The 16,357-nt window shown below is 56.5% G+C and carries 14 protein-coding genes; 9 read left to right on the top strand and 5 right to left on the bottom strand.

Features of this window, described 5'->3' with window-relative positions:
* Positions 1 to 164 precede the first annotated feature (164 nt).
* The 3 genes from HMPREF3148_RS10165 to HMPREF3148_RS10175 all read left to right on the top strand — a co-directional run bounded on the left by HMPREF3148_RS10165 (position 165) and on the right by HMPREF3148_RS10175 (position 3,849).
* A complete protein-coding gene (locus tag HMPREF3148_RS10165; protein ID WP_049151775.1) occupies positions 165 to 1,859 on the top strand; it encodes a carboxylesterase/lipase family protein in 1,695 nt (564 codons plus the stop codon).
* A 60-nt stretch (positions 1,860 to 1,919) separates the two neighbouring features.
* The gene (locus HMPREF3148_RS10170) at positions 1,920 to 2,810 is read left to right on the top strand and encodes a DNA primase (RefSeq protein WP_070509072.1); all 891 of its coding nucleotides are present in this window, start codon (positions 1,920 to 1,922) and stop codon (positions 2,808 to 2,810) included.
* Positions 2,811 to 3,132: 322 nt separating this feature from the next.
* Positions 3,133 to 3,849, top strand: a complete 717-nt coding sequence (locus HMPREF3148_RS10175) for a hypothetical protein (RefSeq protein ID WP_141741086.1) — start codon at positions 3,133 to 3,135, stop codon at positions 3,847 to 3,849.
* Positions 3,850 to 3,876: 27 nt separating this feature from the next.
* Here HMPREF3148_RS10175 and HMPREF3148_RS10180 read toward each other — a convergent pair whose 3' ends face one another.
* Positions 3,877 to 4,440, bottom strand: a complete 564-nt coding sequence (locus tag HMPREF3148_RS10180; RefSeq protein ID WP_246818812.1) for a hypothetical protein — start codon at positions 4,438 to 4,440, stop codon at positions 3,877 to 3,879.
* A gap of 124 nt (positions 4,441 to 4,564) precedes the next feature.
* Here HMPREF3148_RS10180 and HMPREF3148_RS10185 point away from each other — a divergent pair, with 124 nt between their 5' ends.
* The 4 genes from HMPREF3148_RS10185 to HMPREF3148_RS10195 all read left to right on the top strand — a co-directional run bounded on the left by HMPREF3148_RS10185 (position 4,565) and on the right by HMPREF3148_RS10195 (position 7,830).
* Entirely contained in the window at positions 4,565 to 5,815 is a 1,251-nt protein-coding gene (locus tag HMPREF3148_RS10185) for an MFS transporter (RefSeq protein WP_049192410.1), read from the top strand.
* A gap of 66 nt (positions 5,816 to 5,881) precedes the next feature.
* The gene (locus tag HMPREF3148_RS13715) at positions 5,882 to 6,028 is read left to right on the top strand and encodes a hypothetical protein (RefSeq protein WP_005531938.1); all 147 of its coding nucleotides are present in this window, start codon (positions 5,882 to 5,884) and stop codon (positions 6,026 to 6,028) included.
* Between the two features lie 176 nt (positions 6,029 to 6,204).
* The gene (locus HMPREF3148_RS10190; RefSeq protein ID WP_049192411.1) at positions 6,205 to 7,554 is read left to right on the top strand and encodes a TRAP transporter large permease subunit; all 1,350 of its coding nucleotides are present in this window, start codon (positions 6,205 to 6,207) and stop codon (positions 7,552 to 7,554) included.
* 15 nt (positions 7,555 to 7,569) lie between these two features.
* Complete coding sequence (locus HMPREF3148_RS10195) at positions 7,570 to 7,830, top strand: hypothetical protein (RefSeq protein WP_005531942.1); 261 nt, start codon at positions 7,570 to 7,572, stop codon at positions 7,828 to 7,830.
* Positions 7,831 to 7,847: 17 nt separating this feature from the next.
* On the opposite strand, the gene HMPREF3148_RS10200 is transcribed toward HMPREF3148_RS10195, so the two are convergent.
* Positions 7,848 to 8,639: a GntR family transcriptional regulator gene (locus HMPREF3148_RS10200; RefSeq protein WP_070509076.1), complete on the bottom strand. Its 792-nt coding sequence runs from the start codon at positions 8,637 to 8,639 to the stop codon at positions 7,848 to 7,850.
* 129 nt (positions 8,640 to 8,768) lie between these two features.
* Here HMPREF3148_RS10200 and HMPREF3148_RS10205 point away from each other — a divergent pair, with 129 nt between their 5' ends.
* Positions 8,769 to 11,747: an FAD-binding and (Fe-S)-binding domain-containing protein gene (locus HMPREF3148_RS10205; protein ID WP_070509078.1), complete on the top strand. Its 2,979-nt coding sequence runs from the start codon at positions 8,769 to 8,771 to the stop codon at positions 11,745 to 11,747.
* A gap of 131 nt (positions 11,748 to 11,878) precedes the next feature.
* Here the strand turns inward: HMPREF3148_RS10205 and HMPREF3148_RS10210 are convergent, their stop codons facing one another.
* From HMPREF3148_RS10210 to HMPREF3148_RS10220, 3 genes are all read right to left on the bottom strand, one after another.
* Positions 11,879 to 12,799, bottom strand: coding sequence for a NaeI family type II restriction endonuclease (locus HMPREF3148_RS10210; RefSeq protein WP_005531948.1), 921 nt, complete (start codon positions 12,797 to 12,799; stop codon positions 11,879 to 11,881).
* Between the two features lie 10 nt (positions 12,800 to 12,809).
* Complete coding sequence (locus tag HMPREF3148_RS10215; RefSeq protein WP_034657589.1) at positions 12,810 to 13,847, bottom strand: DNA cytosine methyltransferase; 1,038 nt, start codon at positions 13,845 to 13,847, stop codon at positions 12,810 to 12,812.
* Positions 13,848 to 14,377: 530 nt separating this feature from the next.
* The gene (locus HMPREF3148_RS10220; protein ID WP_049160265.1) at positions 14,378 to 14,785 is read right to left on the bottom strand and encodes a (deoxy)nucleoside triphosphate pyrophosphohydrolase; all 408 of its coding nucleotides are present in this window, start codon (positions 14,783 to 14,785) and stop codon (positions 14,378 to 14,380) included.
* 133 nt (positions 14,786 to 14,918) lie between these two features.
* Here HMPREF3148_RS10220 and HMPREF3148_RS10225 point away from each other — a divergent pair, with 133 nt between their 5' ends.
* A complete protein-coding gene (locus tag HMPREF3148_RS10225; RefSeq protein WP_070509080.1) occupies positions 14,919 to 16,265 on the top strand; it encodes a YjiH family protein in 1,347 nt (448 codons plus the stop codon).
* Positions 16,266 to 16,357: the final 92 nt, after the last annotated feature.

Below are 16,357 nucleotides of genomic sequence, written 5' to 3' on the forward strand. Positions count from 1 at the left end.
TATGGATAATGGCGCTCCGAATGGGCGCCACGTTTATTTCCCACCGTAGCGTAAGATTCGGCCTTCAACCTGAAAGCTTCCTGTGGGCTAGCCGGTATTTGCTATGGGCGTAGTCGCAGCTGGCTGCCAGACATTGCTCGTAAAACTCTCCTAATCTTGTAGATATGAATGCTGATGGAACTTACGGGCTGAGGTCTCGCGAAGCAAGTTCCGCCGTAGCCAAAATGCATGCGGCCAGCGCGCATGCGCGGGCACGGGCGGCAGCGGTGGCCGCTGCTAATGCCTGGGAAGATGATCTGACCGTTCGTACCGACAGCGGCTGGGTGCGCGGCAGTCTTGAGGAGGATCTGCGCACCGATCGCCCTATCTCCTCCCCGGTGCGCTCCTGGCGTGGTCTTCCCTTTGGCGCGGATACGGGTGGCGCCAACCGGTTTATGCCTGCTCAAAAAGTGGCGCCTTGGGAAGGCGTGCGGGAGTGCAAACAGTTCGGGGCTGTGGCTCCACAACCCATTTATTCTTGGCAGGACCGCGTCGAAGGCTCCGAAGACTGCCTTCACTTAGACGTGGTGCGCCCCAATAATGATGAGAAGCTGCCCGTGGTGGTCTACCTGCACGGGGGAAGTTTTATTGTGGGTTCTTCGCACATGTTGATGTTGCGGGGCTTCGAGTTGGCCGCGCAGATGGGCGTTGTTTACGTTTCCGTCAACTTCCGCTTGGGCGCATTGGGTTACCTGGATTTGCGTAGCCTGGGCGGGGAGTGCACGGCAAATCCTGCGGTTTCGGATCAGCTCTTGGCGTTGCAGTGGGTCAAACGCAATATTGCGGCTTTTGGCGGCGATCCTGAAAACATCACGTTGATGGGGGAGTCAGCTGGCGGTGCTGCGGTTTTGACACTGATGACGGTTCCGCGGGCTGAGGGATTGTTCAATCGTGCCATTGCGCAGTCGCCCCCTATTGGTATGTTGCATTCGCGCACGCAGTCGACGTTCTGGGCGCGAGAATTGGTATCGCGCATGGCATTACCGCGGGCGACGAGCGTCGATGACTTGCGCACCCACGATTTCGGCGACATCGTGCGGGCCGGCCAATCCATGATGTGGCGTGCGGGCGAGCTTTTCCATTTGAACTCCTGCTACGCCCCCACAGTGGATGACGACCTCATTCCGCAGCATCCACTTGTGGCCTTTGAAGAGGGCAAGCAAATTCAGGTCCCGCTGTTGGTGGGCACGAACTCGGATGAGGCCAGCTTCGGCAAGTTCCTATACCAGCGTCAAAGTGCTCGGCAGCGTGCGGCACTGCGGCTTTTGGCTTCCTTCGATGAAGTGAACGCGCCGGCGGTGGTCAAGGCTTATGGTGGGGCGATTGCGCGTAAGGACTTTGCGCACTTGCTTACCGACGCCCTGTTCTGGGCGCCCACCGTTCGCGTTGCGGATGCGCATTCCCGCATGAACAACACGTGGATGTACCGCTTCGACTTTGCCCCGACGGCGTTGCGATGGCTGGGATTGGGAGCGATGCACTCGATGGAGCTTTCCAACATCTTCGGCGACCCGGGGGCGTCCCGAGTTTCGGCTCTGACTCGAATGGGAGATAGCTCACTAATGGATGGCATGACGGAGTTGATGCAGTCTCAGTGGTCCTCGTTCATTCACACGGGCAAGCCGCACGAGGATTGGCCGGTGTATGCATCGCCGCAGCGTAACACGATGATTTTTGACTCCGAGCCGCGAGTGGTTCAGGCGCCTTTTGAGAGGCGTCGCCAAGCATGGGAAAACTACAACATGTTGGAGTGGGGAAGCGGGCGCCCGGAACTGCTTTCTGCTCTGGGCTTCATAACGGATGCGCTGGAGAACAGGTAGGATCTGAATGGCCTTGGCGTTTGCCTTGGTGACCAACTGCCACATGGATGGATTGCACTAATGAGCTTTTTCGAAGATATCGCTTCTGCGTTGGACGCTGAGGGGATTGAGTCCCGCGTCAATGATGACGTGATGTTTGTGCCCATTACCTCAGACCTTGAAATTCAGTTTGTGGAAATTGACCCTATCTTGCCAGCTGCGAACGTCTACATTGCGGCGGCGGATGTGGATGAAGATGATGAAGACTTCGAGGCGGTTTTAGTCTCGGTGGCTTTCTCCGTGGATGATGCTGTTGAGGCGGTGGCCAAGCACATCGCTACTGACCAAGTAGTAACTGTGTTGCGTGACCTTTTGGAAGGCACGGACGAGCGCATTACTGATCTAGAATTTGTGCAGGACGAGTTCAACCCCAACTTGGTTGTGGCTGAGGTTGCAAATGGCTCTGAACTGCGTGTTCTGGTGGAAACTGTGGACGGTGTTCCTTCCGCGATTGTCCGATTCCTTGCCTTTGATTTTGATGAAGAAGAGTTCGACGAACTCGAGGACGAGGCAATCAACGAGTTGTGGGAGTCTGATGACGCGGATGGTATCAGCGAGGAGCAGCGCTTGGCACTGTTAGAGGCGGGTGAGCTTGACGACGTCGCTCCTATCATTGAGGTTCCCGCTGAGGCCCTAGAGCTTGGCACTTACACCGACTTCGACCGTCTCTTCGATGTCTTGAACCTTGTTTCTGAGCAGGCAATGGATTGGGAAGCACAGTTGGTTTCCTTCGACGACGATGAATTCGAAGAACCGGATGTCTATGACTTGTTCGGCGCCGACGACGGTGATGACATCGATGACGATGACATTGATGACGATGACATCGATGGTGACGATGACATCGATGGTGACGATGACATCGATGGTGACGATGATGAAGACTTCGGAAACGAAGAGCGTGAGGATTAGAGTAAACGCGTCCATGAGGATTGCGAGAATGCTCTAGCTACCTACACACCGCTTACCCGCAGACAAGCTTCATCGCAGCTCTGCTTGTAAGCGGTGTAAATTTATGTCCCTATGCTGGCTTCTTCCCGGTAATGGTGTCTTCGCCGGCTCTGCGTGCCGCCTGCCCCAATCTAACAAAGTGAAATCCACAACTATGCCGTACTTACTCCGTACCAGGTGGCGTCAGCTACTTGTTGCGCTTGCCATGTTACTTACAACAGTTTCGTGGGCTTTGACGATGAATTCGGAGTTTTGGAGCATTACCTATACTTTCGAAAGCCCGTTGACCATCGTGATTTGGGTACTGTGCCTTGTTGCCACGTTGTGCCTGTTGATTTCCAAACACGGTGCTTTACCGCGGCACATGATGTTTAACCCCATCATGGGCATGGCAGTGAACTTGATTTTTGGCTCCCTTGTGATGGGCACGAACATCCCGTTCTACTTTGACACGATCGGCACAATGGTCATTGCGATTTTGTATGGTCCGGTATTAGGCATGGCAACGGGTGTTGGCGCCACGGTTGTTGCCTCAAGCTTTGCCGCGTACCCCCTAGCGTTTAATCCAGTGGCGATACTAGTGGGGTTCTTGTTCGGTGTGCTTGGTGACCGCAACTTTTTCCGATATGTGACGGGAACAATTGCAATCGGTCTCGTGGGCGGCTTGCTGTGTGGAATGGTTTCCGTCTATCCGCTGATTTTCTCCTTTGGAAACAGCGATGGCGTCGGGCGTCCAGGCCTGTTGCTGTATTTCCAGCTGATTACTGGTGATGAGCGCCTGGCAATTATTTGCCAAGCACTTCTATCGCACTCCGTCGACAAGGCATTCACCTTGCTCCTTGCCTGTACAATCATCCGCTTTGCGCCTATCGCGCTACGCACTTATTTTGTGTTCCCAGGAAATAGATCGATTGTGGAACATATCTTCCAAGAAAGTGCGGACAACAAGGGTTATAGCGAAGATGCGTATCGAGCATCCGAGTATTCGACAGGCACCTAGGCACCTAGGCAGCTAGCAGCTTGGCGGTTAAGCCGCCTGACTAAATCCAGTAAACAAAGAAGCCGGGGAGTGGACTGGGACGTAGTTGCTGTCAACCAGCCAGACGAAATTGTGCGCGTCGCCGCGGCTAGTCTCGTGAATCGAGTCAGCCAGTGCCGGCGGCACCATGGCACGCACCCATGCCTCGGCAACATTAGGCATAACGGCACTTCCTGTTGGGTCGGTAATACGTACTGAAATCAGGTAGGTGGGGACTCGCTCCTCACCGTAACCGAGAACGCGTGCGCGAGCTTGCTCGCCTACACGGTGCCGCGTCAATGTCATATTCAAGCTAGGGAAGCCTGCTACGGACGGTAGTTCCTTGAGCGGTGGGCGCCATGTGGGTGTAGGGCGGGCTAGTGAGCGCGGATGCCGAAGCGCGCCATTGAGGGCGTTGACAGTTTCGTTCTCGTGGAAAAGAATCTCAACTGCTAGTTCACCGGCCGTGAGCGAATGGGTTTCTTGAGGATGGCGGGAGTAACGCGTGGAGTTGCGGCGAGCTGGCATAGCGTTGGGGTTGAGGCGGTAGGGGGAGTTCTTGTGGTTCTTCATGACACGGATGATATTTAGGAGGCCTGACATACCGGACCTTTTTTAGAACACACGTTCTATCTGTGAAGTTATCTTTAGTTCTGTTTACTTAAGTGCTGAACGTCGGACTATGGTGTTTGTTGCTATGACAAATAAAGAGAATTCCGCAGAGCCAATCGATGCGCTCGGGCAGCCAGCAAAGATTCCTCGTGAAATCTGGATTATGGTCTCCGCGGCTTTCCTTATTGCTTTGGGCTACGGGTTGATCGCGCCGCTGCTTCCGCAGTTTGTGGTCAGCTTCGATGTTTCGATGGCCGCGGCAGGCATGGTGGTATCCATTTTCTCCGCTAGCCGTTTGGTCTTTGCGCCGAGTGCCGGAAGCCTTGTCGATAGGTTTGGATCCCGCTGGGTCTATCTTGGCGGACTTCTTACAGTGGCCGTGACCACGGGACTCGTCGCCATCTCGCAAGAGTATTGGCACATCGTAGTATTCAGGGCCTTGGCTGGCATTGGTTCGACGATGTTCACGGTCTCCGCCATGGGGCTCATCGTTAAGTTGTCACCTCCTAGCATTCGTGGAAAGTGTTCGGCCACCTATGCCACTGCCTTTCTTCTGGGCAACGTCATCGGCCCGTTGCTTGGCGCCAGCTTGTCTTTCCTCGGTTTTCGTTGGCCGTTTGTCATCTATGGGCTCGGCGTGGCCTTAGCTGCGGTAGTCGTGTGGATTCTGATGCCCGCAATTGAGGAAGATGACCCCAACGCGACAAAACTGCAGCCGATGAAACTTAACGAGGCATGGCACGATACCGCTTTCCGGGCGGTGTTGACCTCCAACTTTGCCCAAGGCTGGATCAACATGGGCGTACGCGTGTCTGTGCTTCCGCTGTTTGCGGCAACAGTTTTCCATAACGGTGCGGCGGCATCAGGTTTTGCGTTGGCAGTTTTCGCGTTCGGCAACGCTGTAGTGCTGCAGTTTTCAGGAAAATGGGCGGACACTTATGGTCGACGCCCTCTGATTCTGATCGGACTCATCGGCACCGGTGTATTTGTGGGATTGCTCGGCCTTGCAGATTCTGTCTTGGTGCTCCTGGTGGTGTCTGCACTGGCCGGAGCTTCTTCTGGTCTTATCAATCCCGCGCAAACGGCAGCAATCGGTGACGTAGTGGGCAACCAACGCTCCGGTGGGCAGGTCTTGTCGACATTTCAGATGGCCGGCGACTTCGGTCAAATCCTCGGCCCCATCGTGGTCGGGGGATTGGCGGACTACTTTGGTTTTGCCAAGGCTTTCGCCGTGTGCGGATTGGTCGCTGCGATGGGTGTCGTTGCGTGGACGTTTAGTCGTGAAACTTTAGCGGAGAGAAAAGCCATCCTTAAAAGAATTCCACGTAAGGGTTAGCTAGGGCGTTCCGTGCACAATCTGTCCGGTCATACCTACCGCGGTTCTGTAGAACAACTGCTTTAGATGGGGGAGAAGGACGTCGTTGTGGTCTTTGCTTCCCCCAAGTCCTCCCGTCTACTGCGCGTGTCGTCGATTGCCCAGCGTTACGAAGAGCGGGTCCAAGTTTATCAGCGGAAACTCGACGATATTTTGAAGGTCTTTGACCGTTAATCTGCACGTTTGAGGTCATCTTCCAAGCTTCCTTATGCCCCTGTACTGCCCGATTGTGGGTGGTGCGGGGGTATTTGCGTTTTGCGAAAATTGCAAATGATTGACATGTAACATGCTACTGTGAGCGCCGTCACCGAAACGGTTTTCTTTAATCTGAATTATGTGAGGAGGGACTCATGGGTATTGCCGCACTAGCAATCTTCATCGCGGTAACCGTGGTCTTTAACACGCTCTTGAAGAGGGATATCTCCGAATCTCTCGTCGTAGCGCTCATCTGTACCGCTCTGCTGGGCGGCACCCGAGCACCAACACTACTGTGGGAATCCGCCAAGGAGGCTGCGCAGTCTGAAGTCACCTTCGCCGGTATGGCATTCGTCTTCATGGGCATCATCGTTCAGGCAACTGGACTTATTGACCGCTTGATTGAGATTCTCAACTCGATCTTCGGCCGCGTGCGTGGCGGCGCTGCTTATGTCTCGACGCTGGGCTCGGCAATGATCGGCCTGATGGCTGGCTCCACCGCGGGCAACTCCGCGACGGTCGGATCTGTCACCATCCCATGGATGAAGAAGGCGGGCTGGACCTCGGAGCGCGCTGCAACGCTCGTCGCCGGCAACTCCGGCCTTGGCGTGGCGCTGCCGCCGAACTCCACCATGTTCATCATCCTGGCTTTGCCTGCCGCAGCGGGTGCCTCTGCATCCAGCGTCTACGTCGCACTTGCCTGCGGCGGCGCCTACGCGGTGCTCTACCGCCTCATCGTTGTGTTCTGGTGGACTCGCCGTGACGGCATCAAGGCAACCGAGCGCGAGGAGATGGTCAGCTTCGGCCACGCCATCAAGCACGGCTGGTCCTCACCTTCTATCTTCCTGGGCATCATCGTCCCCGTGCTCTTAACCATCGGACCGCTGGCCGGCTACTTGGGCAAGGAAGCCAACATCGGCGAGGACGGTGTGAAAGCCATTTCGATCATCGTCTGGGTGCCGATTCTTATCACCCTCATCGCCCTTATCGAAGGCGCATGGCGAATCCGTGCCAACAATGTGCACCTCGCAGCGCAGTTCAAGCGCGACCTTCCGCAGTTCGCCACCGTTGGTATCTCCCTCTTCGCGGCGCTTACCGCGGCGAAGATCATGGAGGAGCTCGGCGTCGGCGATCAGCTTTCGAGCCTGCTCGATGCAATGTCACTGCCTAAGTGGGTCATGCTCATCGCCGTGGGCATCCTGGCCGTCCTCGTGGCAACGCCGCTCTCGTCCACTGCAACCGCAGCCGCTATCGGTGCGCCCGCAGTTGCGGCGCTGACCGCCGTGGGAATCGATCCCACTGTGGCCATCGTGGTCATCCTGCTGTGCACTTCGACCGAGGGCGCTTCGCCTCCAGTCGGTGCGCCGATCTACCTCTCCGCAGCAATGGCCGAGGCGGACCCGCCAAAGATGTTCGTCCCGCTCATCCTGTTCTTCGTCCTCCCGATGATTGCGCTGGCATGGCTCATCGGCATGGGCTGGCTTCCCATCTACGTCCCGGCTTAAAGGAGCTCAAGCATCATGAAAACATTCTTCGGACTCGTCCAAGCGCTGTTCTTCCTGTTCCTCTTCGCCTTCCTCCTCGGTGGCGTGGGTATCATCGCAACCCAGAGCCTGGGCATCGTAACCCTTAACCAAGGCACCGTGACCGGCGTAGAAAACTGGTTGGCTCCGGTGACTTTTACCTGTTCTACCCTGTGCGCTGTATGCGCCTTCATCCTGAACTACCGTCCCAAGACGGACGCAGAAAAGGCCCACGTTCGCGCACACGGTGAGGATTAATTTTTAAAGCACATGCCCTAAAGCTCACGGGTGTGAGCATCCCAAATCTCTTCGACTCGCTGCTCTGCCTCGGCTTCTGATAGCTGCGGGTTGCGGCGGCGCAGAGTCTGGCGCAGGAGCAGGCGACCGGTTGCCGTGATGTGTGACGCCATGTCCTGTCGCGCCACATGGGCGTCGCCTTTTGCGATGGCATCAATGATCGGTACGTGCTCTGAATGCACCTGCTCCAAGGAGCGCTCGTTGCGCACCGTGGAATCGGTCAGAATTTGGGTGTGCGTGCGCAGCTTGTCCAGGGTGTCCCTGGCGCGGGTAGAGCCACCGGCGACCAAGATGGCGTCGTGAAGCTGCTTGTCCCAAGAGAAAAACTCCGGCTCGTTGCCGGACTGGACGCTGGCTTCCATGGATTGGAGGAGCGCGCGCATCTGCGCCAGCTGCTCGTCGCTGCGTGCCAACGCGGCGCGGGCGGCGATGCGCGGCTCTAGGGCCAGGCGCATGTCGAAGATATCGGCAACATCGGAAGGCTTGGTCTCTACAATCTGGAATCCCCGGTTGCGGGAGAATTCAATGAGTCCGGCTTCTTCTAGGCGCAGCAAGCCGTCGCGAACGGGGGAGCGGGAAATGCCCAGCTCTTCTGAAAGCTTGTAGACGCTGTACCACTCGCCGGGTGCCATTGAGCCATTTTGCGCACAATCACGAACGTAGTTCATGACCTGGGTGGCCAGGTTCTTTGCAGGGGTCACCGCAAGCGCCATGGCTCGTGCTGGCCGGGTGCCTGACGAGGGCTGCGGTGCCGGAGAGTTTGGTGCCATAGCTAATCACCATAACGAATTGCCGATGAGTTGACGCGAAGTTATTGCCCAAAGGACCCCTTCGTGAAGTAACATGTTACTTATCTTGAGGCCGAGTCCCTGATGGGTACCACATCGAAAGCTGCGAAAATGACGAATACAATTCACTTCAATCGTTTAGACCCCAGCGTCTACTCAAAGATTGCACGCACGAACCTGCGCACCGACATGGCATCACGCGCGGCTTATACCTCGGACGCCTCCATCTTCCGCCGCGTGCCCTCAGCCATTTTAGAGCCGCACAACGTGGACGAGATTCGCGATGGCTTGGACATCGCGAAGGCCAAAGGCTGGAAGGTCGTGGGGCGCGGCGGCGGCACGTCCGTCGCGGGAAATGCCATTGGCGAGGGTCTCATCATCGATACCTCGCGCTACTTCAACCGCATTCTGGATATCGACGTCGCCAAGCGCACTGCCACCATCGAACCAGGTGTGGTGGCAGATGCGCTGCGCGACGCCGCCCTCCCGCACGGCCTCACTTACGGCCCGGATCCCTCCACGCACTCGCGCTGCACCGTGGGCGGCATGGTGGCCAACAATGCCTGTGGCTCCCACTCGGTGGCTTTTGGTACGGCTGCGGAGAACCTCGTGGACGTCACGATCATGCTGGCCGATGGCCGAGAGGTGACCTTTAGCGAGGGCGGTTGCGACGACCCTGATATTGACGCACAGCTTAAGGCTTTGGTGGAGGACAACGCTGCGCTTATCGACGCCGAGCTCGGCCGCTTCCCCCGCCAGGTGTCCGGTTACGGTTTGCACTACCTCTTGGAGCGCAATGGCTTCGACACTGCCAAGGCGTTGGCGGGGTCGGAGGGAACCACCGGCATCATCACCAAGCTGACGGTTAAGTTGGTGCCGGTGCCCAAGGTCAAGGCACTCGCGGTGTTGGCCTTCGATACGGTCTTTGACGCAGCGGCTGCCGCGGCCAAGCTGCGTTTGCCTGACGTGGCGACCATTGAGGGCATGGGCGGTGATCTGCTGGGGGCGCTGCGCTCCAAAGTGGGGCAGGAGCACGCGGGTGAGAATCTGCCGGGCAACCGCAAGGGGATTGAGGCTGGCGGCTGGCTCTACTGTGAGGTGGGCGCGCCAAGCTTAGAGCAAGCCTTGGCTCGTGCGCAGGAGGTGGCCACTGCCGTAGAGACCGTGGACTACGTGGTGGTTCACGAGCATAAGGAGATGCGCGAGTTGTGGCGTATCCGCGAGGCGTCCGCGGGCATCGTGACCCGCCTGCCGGATGGCGGGGAAGCCTGGCCCAACTGGGAGGACTCCGCGGTTCCCCCGGAGAACCTCGCGGACTACCTGCGGGACCTCTACGCGTTGATGGACAAGTACGAGCTGCGCGGCATTCCTTTTGGCCACTTCGGTGAGGGCTGCGTGCACGTGCGCATCTCCTTCAACTTTGGCACTGAGGAGGGCATCAAGCAGTTTGAGTCCTTCATGAATGAGGCCGCTGAGCTGGTGTCCTCGTATGGCGGATCGCTCTCCGGCGAGCATGGCGATGGCCGTGCCCGATCGGCGCTGCTGGACCGCATGTACTCCGATGAGATGCGTGCGTTGTTTGAGCAGTTCAAGGAGATCTTCGACCCGGAGAACTTCTTCAACCCAGGCGTGCTCGTCAAGGCCGATGCCGTGACCCAGGGCCTGCGCATGGCGCCGGGGCAGCGTCACTTTGAGCTCACTCCGGTCCACGCGCTGAGCCACGACAAGGGCTCGATGGTCAATGCAATTAACCGTTGCGTTGGCGTGTCCGCCTGTCGTAGTGAGTCGGGCTCGATGTGTCCGTCCTTCCAGATCACAGGCGATGAGATGCACTCGACCCGCGGCCGTGCCCGCATGTTCAGTGAGATGTTCCGTGGCGAGTCCATAGGGGACGGCTTCGATTCCAAGGAAGTGGAGGAAGCCCTCGACCTGTGCTTGTCCTGCAAGGCGTGCGTTTCCGAATGCCCGGTGAACGTGGACATGGCGACGTATAAGGCGGAGTTCCTGCACAACCATTACAAAGGAAAGCTGCGCCCAGGCGCGCACTACGTGATGGGCTGGCTGCCGCTTTTGGGCTACGTGGCGCACAAGATTCCGGTGGTGCCCACGCTCATCGATAAGGCGATGTCCACCAAGGGCCTCGACAAGCTCATCGCGAAGGTGGGCGGCCTCGATCCGAACCGTCCGCTCATCCGCTTCGCCCACACGTCTCTGCGCAAGTGGCACAAGCAGCACCCCCCCGTCGCCGCGCTTGACGACGTCGCGAACAACAGCACCGCGCACAACGGAACCGCGAACAACAATGACAAGGCGACGGTACCGCCGCTGGCCGACCACGAGCGGACGGTCGTCCTGTGGCCGGACTCCTTCAACTCCTCGTTGGGTACCTCGCCTGCGACGGCCGCAGTTGAGGTTCTCGAAGCACTCGGCTACACGGTCATTATCCCTCAACAGTTCGTCTGCTGCGGCCTGACCTGGCACTCGACGGGTCAGTTGGATATGACGCAGCGCGTGCTCAAGCAGACGGCGAAGGTGATGAAACCCTACCTGGACCGTGGCCTGCAGGTCATCGGCGTGGAGCCCTCATGCACCGTGATGCTGCAACATGAAGCCGCTGAGCTTTGCGACGACCCGACATACGGCGCAGTGATTAAGAACCTGGCGCGCAACACCCACTCTTTTAGCGAGTTTATTGCCAGCCGTCTTGAGCAATTCGTTGCCGCCGGCGTCATCGCGCCGGGCGATGTCTCTGCGCTGACACAGGTGCACTGCCATGAAAAGTCCTTAGGCGATCCGCAACATTCCGCTGCCGTGCTGCGGGCATTGGGGATCAACGAGGAACAGATCGCTACCGGCTGCTGCGGCCTGGCCGGCAACTGGGGCTTTGAGAAAGGCCACGCTGAAGTGTCCATGGCGCTGGGGGAGCGCGAACTATTCCCGAAGGTGAGGAAGGCAGCCACGGAAGGCAAGGTTGTCATCGCTGATGGCTTTTCCTGCCGCACTCAGATTGAGCAGGGCACCGGCACCGATGCCAAGCACATCGCTGAGATCGTCCACGGCATCATCGACAAGGCCAGCTACTACAACTAAGCAAGCGCCCGATATAACCACATCATCGGCCGGGCTTCCACCACGAAGTAGGGAAGACCGGCCGCTGGCTGTGTTGTACTAGCGCTGGTTGTTCAATGGGCGTCATTACATCAGGACCGGGATTTAGATGTCTACTTGAACGGGAGTGTCGGAGCTGGTTCGACTTCATCGGTCGGTGTTGCAATTCGCCAGTAAGAATCATCGATATAGGTCTTAGAGCCCTCGAAGCTTTTCTCACACTTAACCAATCGCGTTGATAGTGAATCGCCGTCTTTGGGGATTGGCAGCCCTAATTCGGAGGCAATTTTCTGGTGCTTGAGGTAATCTCCAAGGATCACGATCCCCTCAGGCTGTAGAGCAGAACGAGAGCCTCCGTTGTATCGAATACGTTTCATATAATCCTTTTGCTGCGCGACAGTGGCGATGATGCCGCGTGGGACTATGATGCCTTGAGCAATTCTGAACAATTCATTGAGGCGCTGAGCTCCGGAACCTGAAGAGAAAATCTTTGCTCGGTCCTCCTCGCTGAGTTGTAGGAGGGTGTTCGGCGGAAAAGCTTCGTCTAGGAAAAGCCATTGAATTGCGCTGCGACCAGCGGCGGAAATTGAGCGCTTGCCGTCACGATTGCCGCCTCTAGTCAGAATTGAGTCATCGAGAAGAGCGAATCCAACTCGAAAAGTTCCCTGCTCATCGTCGGCATGGCAAAGCATTCCATGATGTCCGAGAGCCTCGATAGGGATCATCCAGCCAAACTTCTGTTTCGAGTACTTGCAGTCAACTTCGAAGCCCTCGATGTCGAAATCCATCACCTCACCGTCGCCGATAAAGCCGTCGAATTCTCGGCGAATGTTGATTTCAACTATCGAGCCGAGGTGAGCAGATTCGGTTTTACTGAGCTGGCTAATGGCGAAACGTCCAGTATGTTGACCATCATAAATCTGGTCGAAAGACTCGCGGAAGACACGTCCGAGGCGTTCTCCAGTAGGGTCTTGCTTCTTGAATGCAGCCGCTAGCTGTATAGAAATCGTTTCAGGTTGAATCTTGGCAATCACCTTGCCAATTTTAAATCAGACTCAGCTGGTTGACACGGGTTGGTGTTGCAGGTTCTAGAGACTTCGGAATTGGTTTCTTTCGCAGCGCGAACTTTATGCGTTCGCCGATTGCCTTGGCCACCGGCGGAGGAAAGGCATTGCCAACCTGTCGCCATTGTGCGGTTTTCCCACCGGCCCACTTCCAGTCCTCGGGGAAACCTTGGATGACTCCACCCATTCGTACCGTCAAACGCGGCATTTCTTGTTCGGGGTCTGTTGTGAAATCAGCAGCTGGCGGTGATTCGGCGATAGAGGAGCCCTTGATTCCGAGTTTCTTCCAGGCTTCTCGAGCGCGCGTTGGCCCTACATCTGGCCCACCGTGTTTTTTGCTTCCGCCAACAAGAGTCGGGCCCACTGTGTTTGCGTTTCGAGCCCAAGCTTCAGCCCCAGGCCAACCATTTTCTGCCATGAGCGGGAGAAGTGCTGTTCCCACCGGCGTGTGTGATTTAACTACTTTCGGCCAGGCAAAATAGTTGGCAAATTCATTCTTTAAAGCGACAAGGATGAACCTTGGTCGAAGCTGCGGCACTCCATAATCAGCTGCTTGGAGAAGTTTCCAAAAGGCGGTGTACCCCATCTTTTCAAGCTGATCGATTATTTGATTTCGGTAGGAGTCAAACCGTTTTTGACCGAGCCCTTTAACGTTTTCTAGAAGCACAGCACGTGGATCAATTTCGTTGATCAGACGTAGCGCCTGTGGAAAGAGGTCGCGTTCATCGTCGGCGCCAAGTTGCTTACCTGCTATTGAAAAAGGAGGGCATGGAACTCCGCCAGCAAATAGATCGATTTTCCCTCTCCATGGCCTACCATCCAGGTCATGGACGTCCATTTCATGGACATTCCATTTTCCAAGAGGTCCTTCAGTTCCGCGGTTCTGGCGGAGAGTTTCAGCGGCCCAATTGTCAATTTCGACGACCGCTGCGTGATGGAAACCTGCCTGTTCTAAGCCCAAAGCCTGGCCGCCAGCGCCAGCGCAAATCTCGAATGAGTGGAGGCGCGAGGTAGCCATCGAGCCGGTTCCTTTCTGGTCGTGAAAACGTAAACAACCATCGTGTGATAATGGTTTGATTAATAAAGCGTCTGTGGTGATTCTCTGTTGAGAGCATAGCGAGTTGGCGGACATTCCATATAATTTTACGAACGCTTGTTCCCTTAAGAGGTGTATTTGCATGAAAACGACGCGAGTGCCCTGGCATCGAGATGAGATCTTGGTAGTAGCTGCGATCGGGATCAAGTATGGGTGACCGAAAACGCCGCCGAGTTCGGAAATCGAAAAGCTCTCGAGTCTACTGCGTAGATGCGCCGTCCACCCTGAAATCGAGCTAGATGAAGAGGACACGAAATTCCGCAATGTTAATGGTGTCGAGCGAAAATACTACGACTCATTAACTGCACGCCCAGAGTATCCAGGAAAAGCGACCAATGGTGGAAAAATTACTCATTCGATTGTTGAATACATGATTGAGCACCAGATGGAAGTCTTTGAAGCTGGAATTAAGATACGGCAAATGCTGGAGTCTGACACATACCGGAGTTTCGTTATTCCAGGCCTAAGAGTTTGAGGCTCGAAATGTCGGCCGGCGCCCACTCTAGTTCTTGGGCTTTGTCTGGGGTGACCCAGTGGGTAGCGTCGTGGTCGGTGAGGACGAGGCCTTCGGTTGTCAGGTTGGCCTCGGTGGTGCAGCGAAAAGTGGTCAGCTCGATGGTGGCGAACTTATACACGTGCACGGTGGTGGTGACCTTCTCGCCGATGGTGGCTTCGATACCGAGCTCTTCGTGAAGTTCGCGCGCGAGTGCTTGCTCTGGTGTTTCGCCGGGTTCGATCTTGCCGCCAGGAAATTCCCACCTGCCAGCAAGGGAGGTGCCGGGCTTCTTGCGGAAGGCTAAAAGCTGTGTGCGTTCTTCATCGACGAAGACGGCGCCCACGACGCGAATGGGGTTGGACATGATTCTATTGTGCCTTGGATCTCGAATACGTGTAGACAGTGAGCTGTTACTTAGATAACATGTCCCCAATGTTCGCGTATGGCTGTCACGCGGGCTTGATTTTTGTATGCAAGCTTGAGGGGACGGTTTTACTGTGACTTCTACCGATTCGGTTTACTCCTCCATCCAGAGTCACGACGGGGAAATCCCGCAGCCTGGGGGACGGTGGAAACTCTTTTTATATAGCGCGATTGGCGCATTCGTATTCTTCCTACCGGTGACGTATCAGGATAAGCGCTCCATTCCTTTGGACCACATGGTCACCATGGTGCGTGAGGGGATTCCGGCGGCGGTGCCGTGGATTATTTTTGCCTTGGCCGTGTACGGAACGGTGCGAAGTTTTACTTCCGGCGCATTTAAAGAAAGCGCACTTCAGGCAGTCTTTGCGGTGCTCAATATTGTCGGTGCGGTGATCTCGTTTCTTATGGTCATCGATGCGCTGCCGTGGGTGCTCGGTGACGAGGACTTGGTGCCGTTCTTGTGGAACTCGATTGCCATTCCGGTAGGCCTCATCGTGCCTATTGGTGGTGCGTTCCTAGCGTTTCTCATTGGCTTTGGCCTGCTGGAGTTCGTCGGCGTGCTCATGCAGCCCATCATGCGGCCGCTGTGGAAGACGCCGGGGCGCTCTGCCATTGATGCAGTGGCCTCGTTCGTGGGCTCATATTCACTGGGAATTTTGGTCACGGACCGCGTCTACCAAAAGGGCGGATACACCGGGCGTGAGGCAGCGATTATTGCCACCGGCTTTTCGACGGTCTCTGCGGCCTTCATGGTCATCGTGGCCAAGCAGCTCGACCTGATGAAAGTTTGGGGCACATACTTCATTGTCACGCTCATCGTGACCTTTGTGGTTACCGCCATTACCGTGCGGATTCCGCCGTTGCGCACCATTCCAGACGAGTATTTTGCGGACGCGCACCCAGATCCGGAAAAGCCGGTGGAAGGCTCGCGCATCAAAAACGCGTGGCGTGAGGCGATGCTGGCGCTACAGCGCGCACCGTCTTTGTGGGAATCCATTTGGGCGAACCTGCGCGATGGTGTGCGCATGGCGGCGGCAATCGTGCCGTCCATTATGTCGGTTGGTCTCATTGGACTGCTGCTTGCGCGCTTTACGCCCATCTTCGAGTGGATTGGCTACCTGTTTTATCCGTTCGCGTGGGTAGTGCAGTTGCCGGAGCCAGTACTAGCGGGCAAGGGCGCGGCCATGGGGATTGCGGAGATGTTCCTGCCTGCCACGGCAGTGGCAGGCAGGAACAGCATGGTGCTCAAGTTCGTCATCGGCGTGGTGGCAGTCTCTGCCATTATTTTCTTCTCCGCATTGGTGCCATGCATCCTGGCTACCAAGATTCCGGTGAAATTGACCCACTTGGTCATCATTTGGTTCGAGCGTGTAGCGCTGACCATTCTCATTGCCACCCCGATTGCCCACCTGCTGTTTTGATAGGTCGAGTCCAAGACGGGTAAGAGGATCGATATCGCTGGAGGGCAATGATGCTTATAGCCACTATCGCAGCTGAGGTAGCTTTTTGGCTT

This window comes from Corynebacterium sp. HMSC05D08, assembly GCF_001807215.1.
Lineage (GTDB): Bacteria > Actinomycetota > Actinomycetes > Mycobacteriales > Mycobacteriaceae > Corynebacterium > Corynebacterium striatum.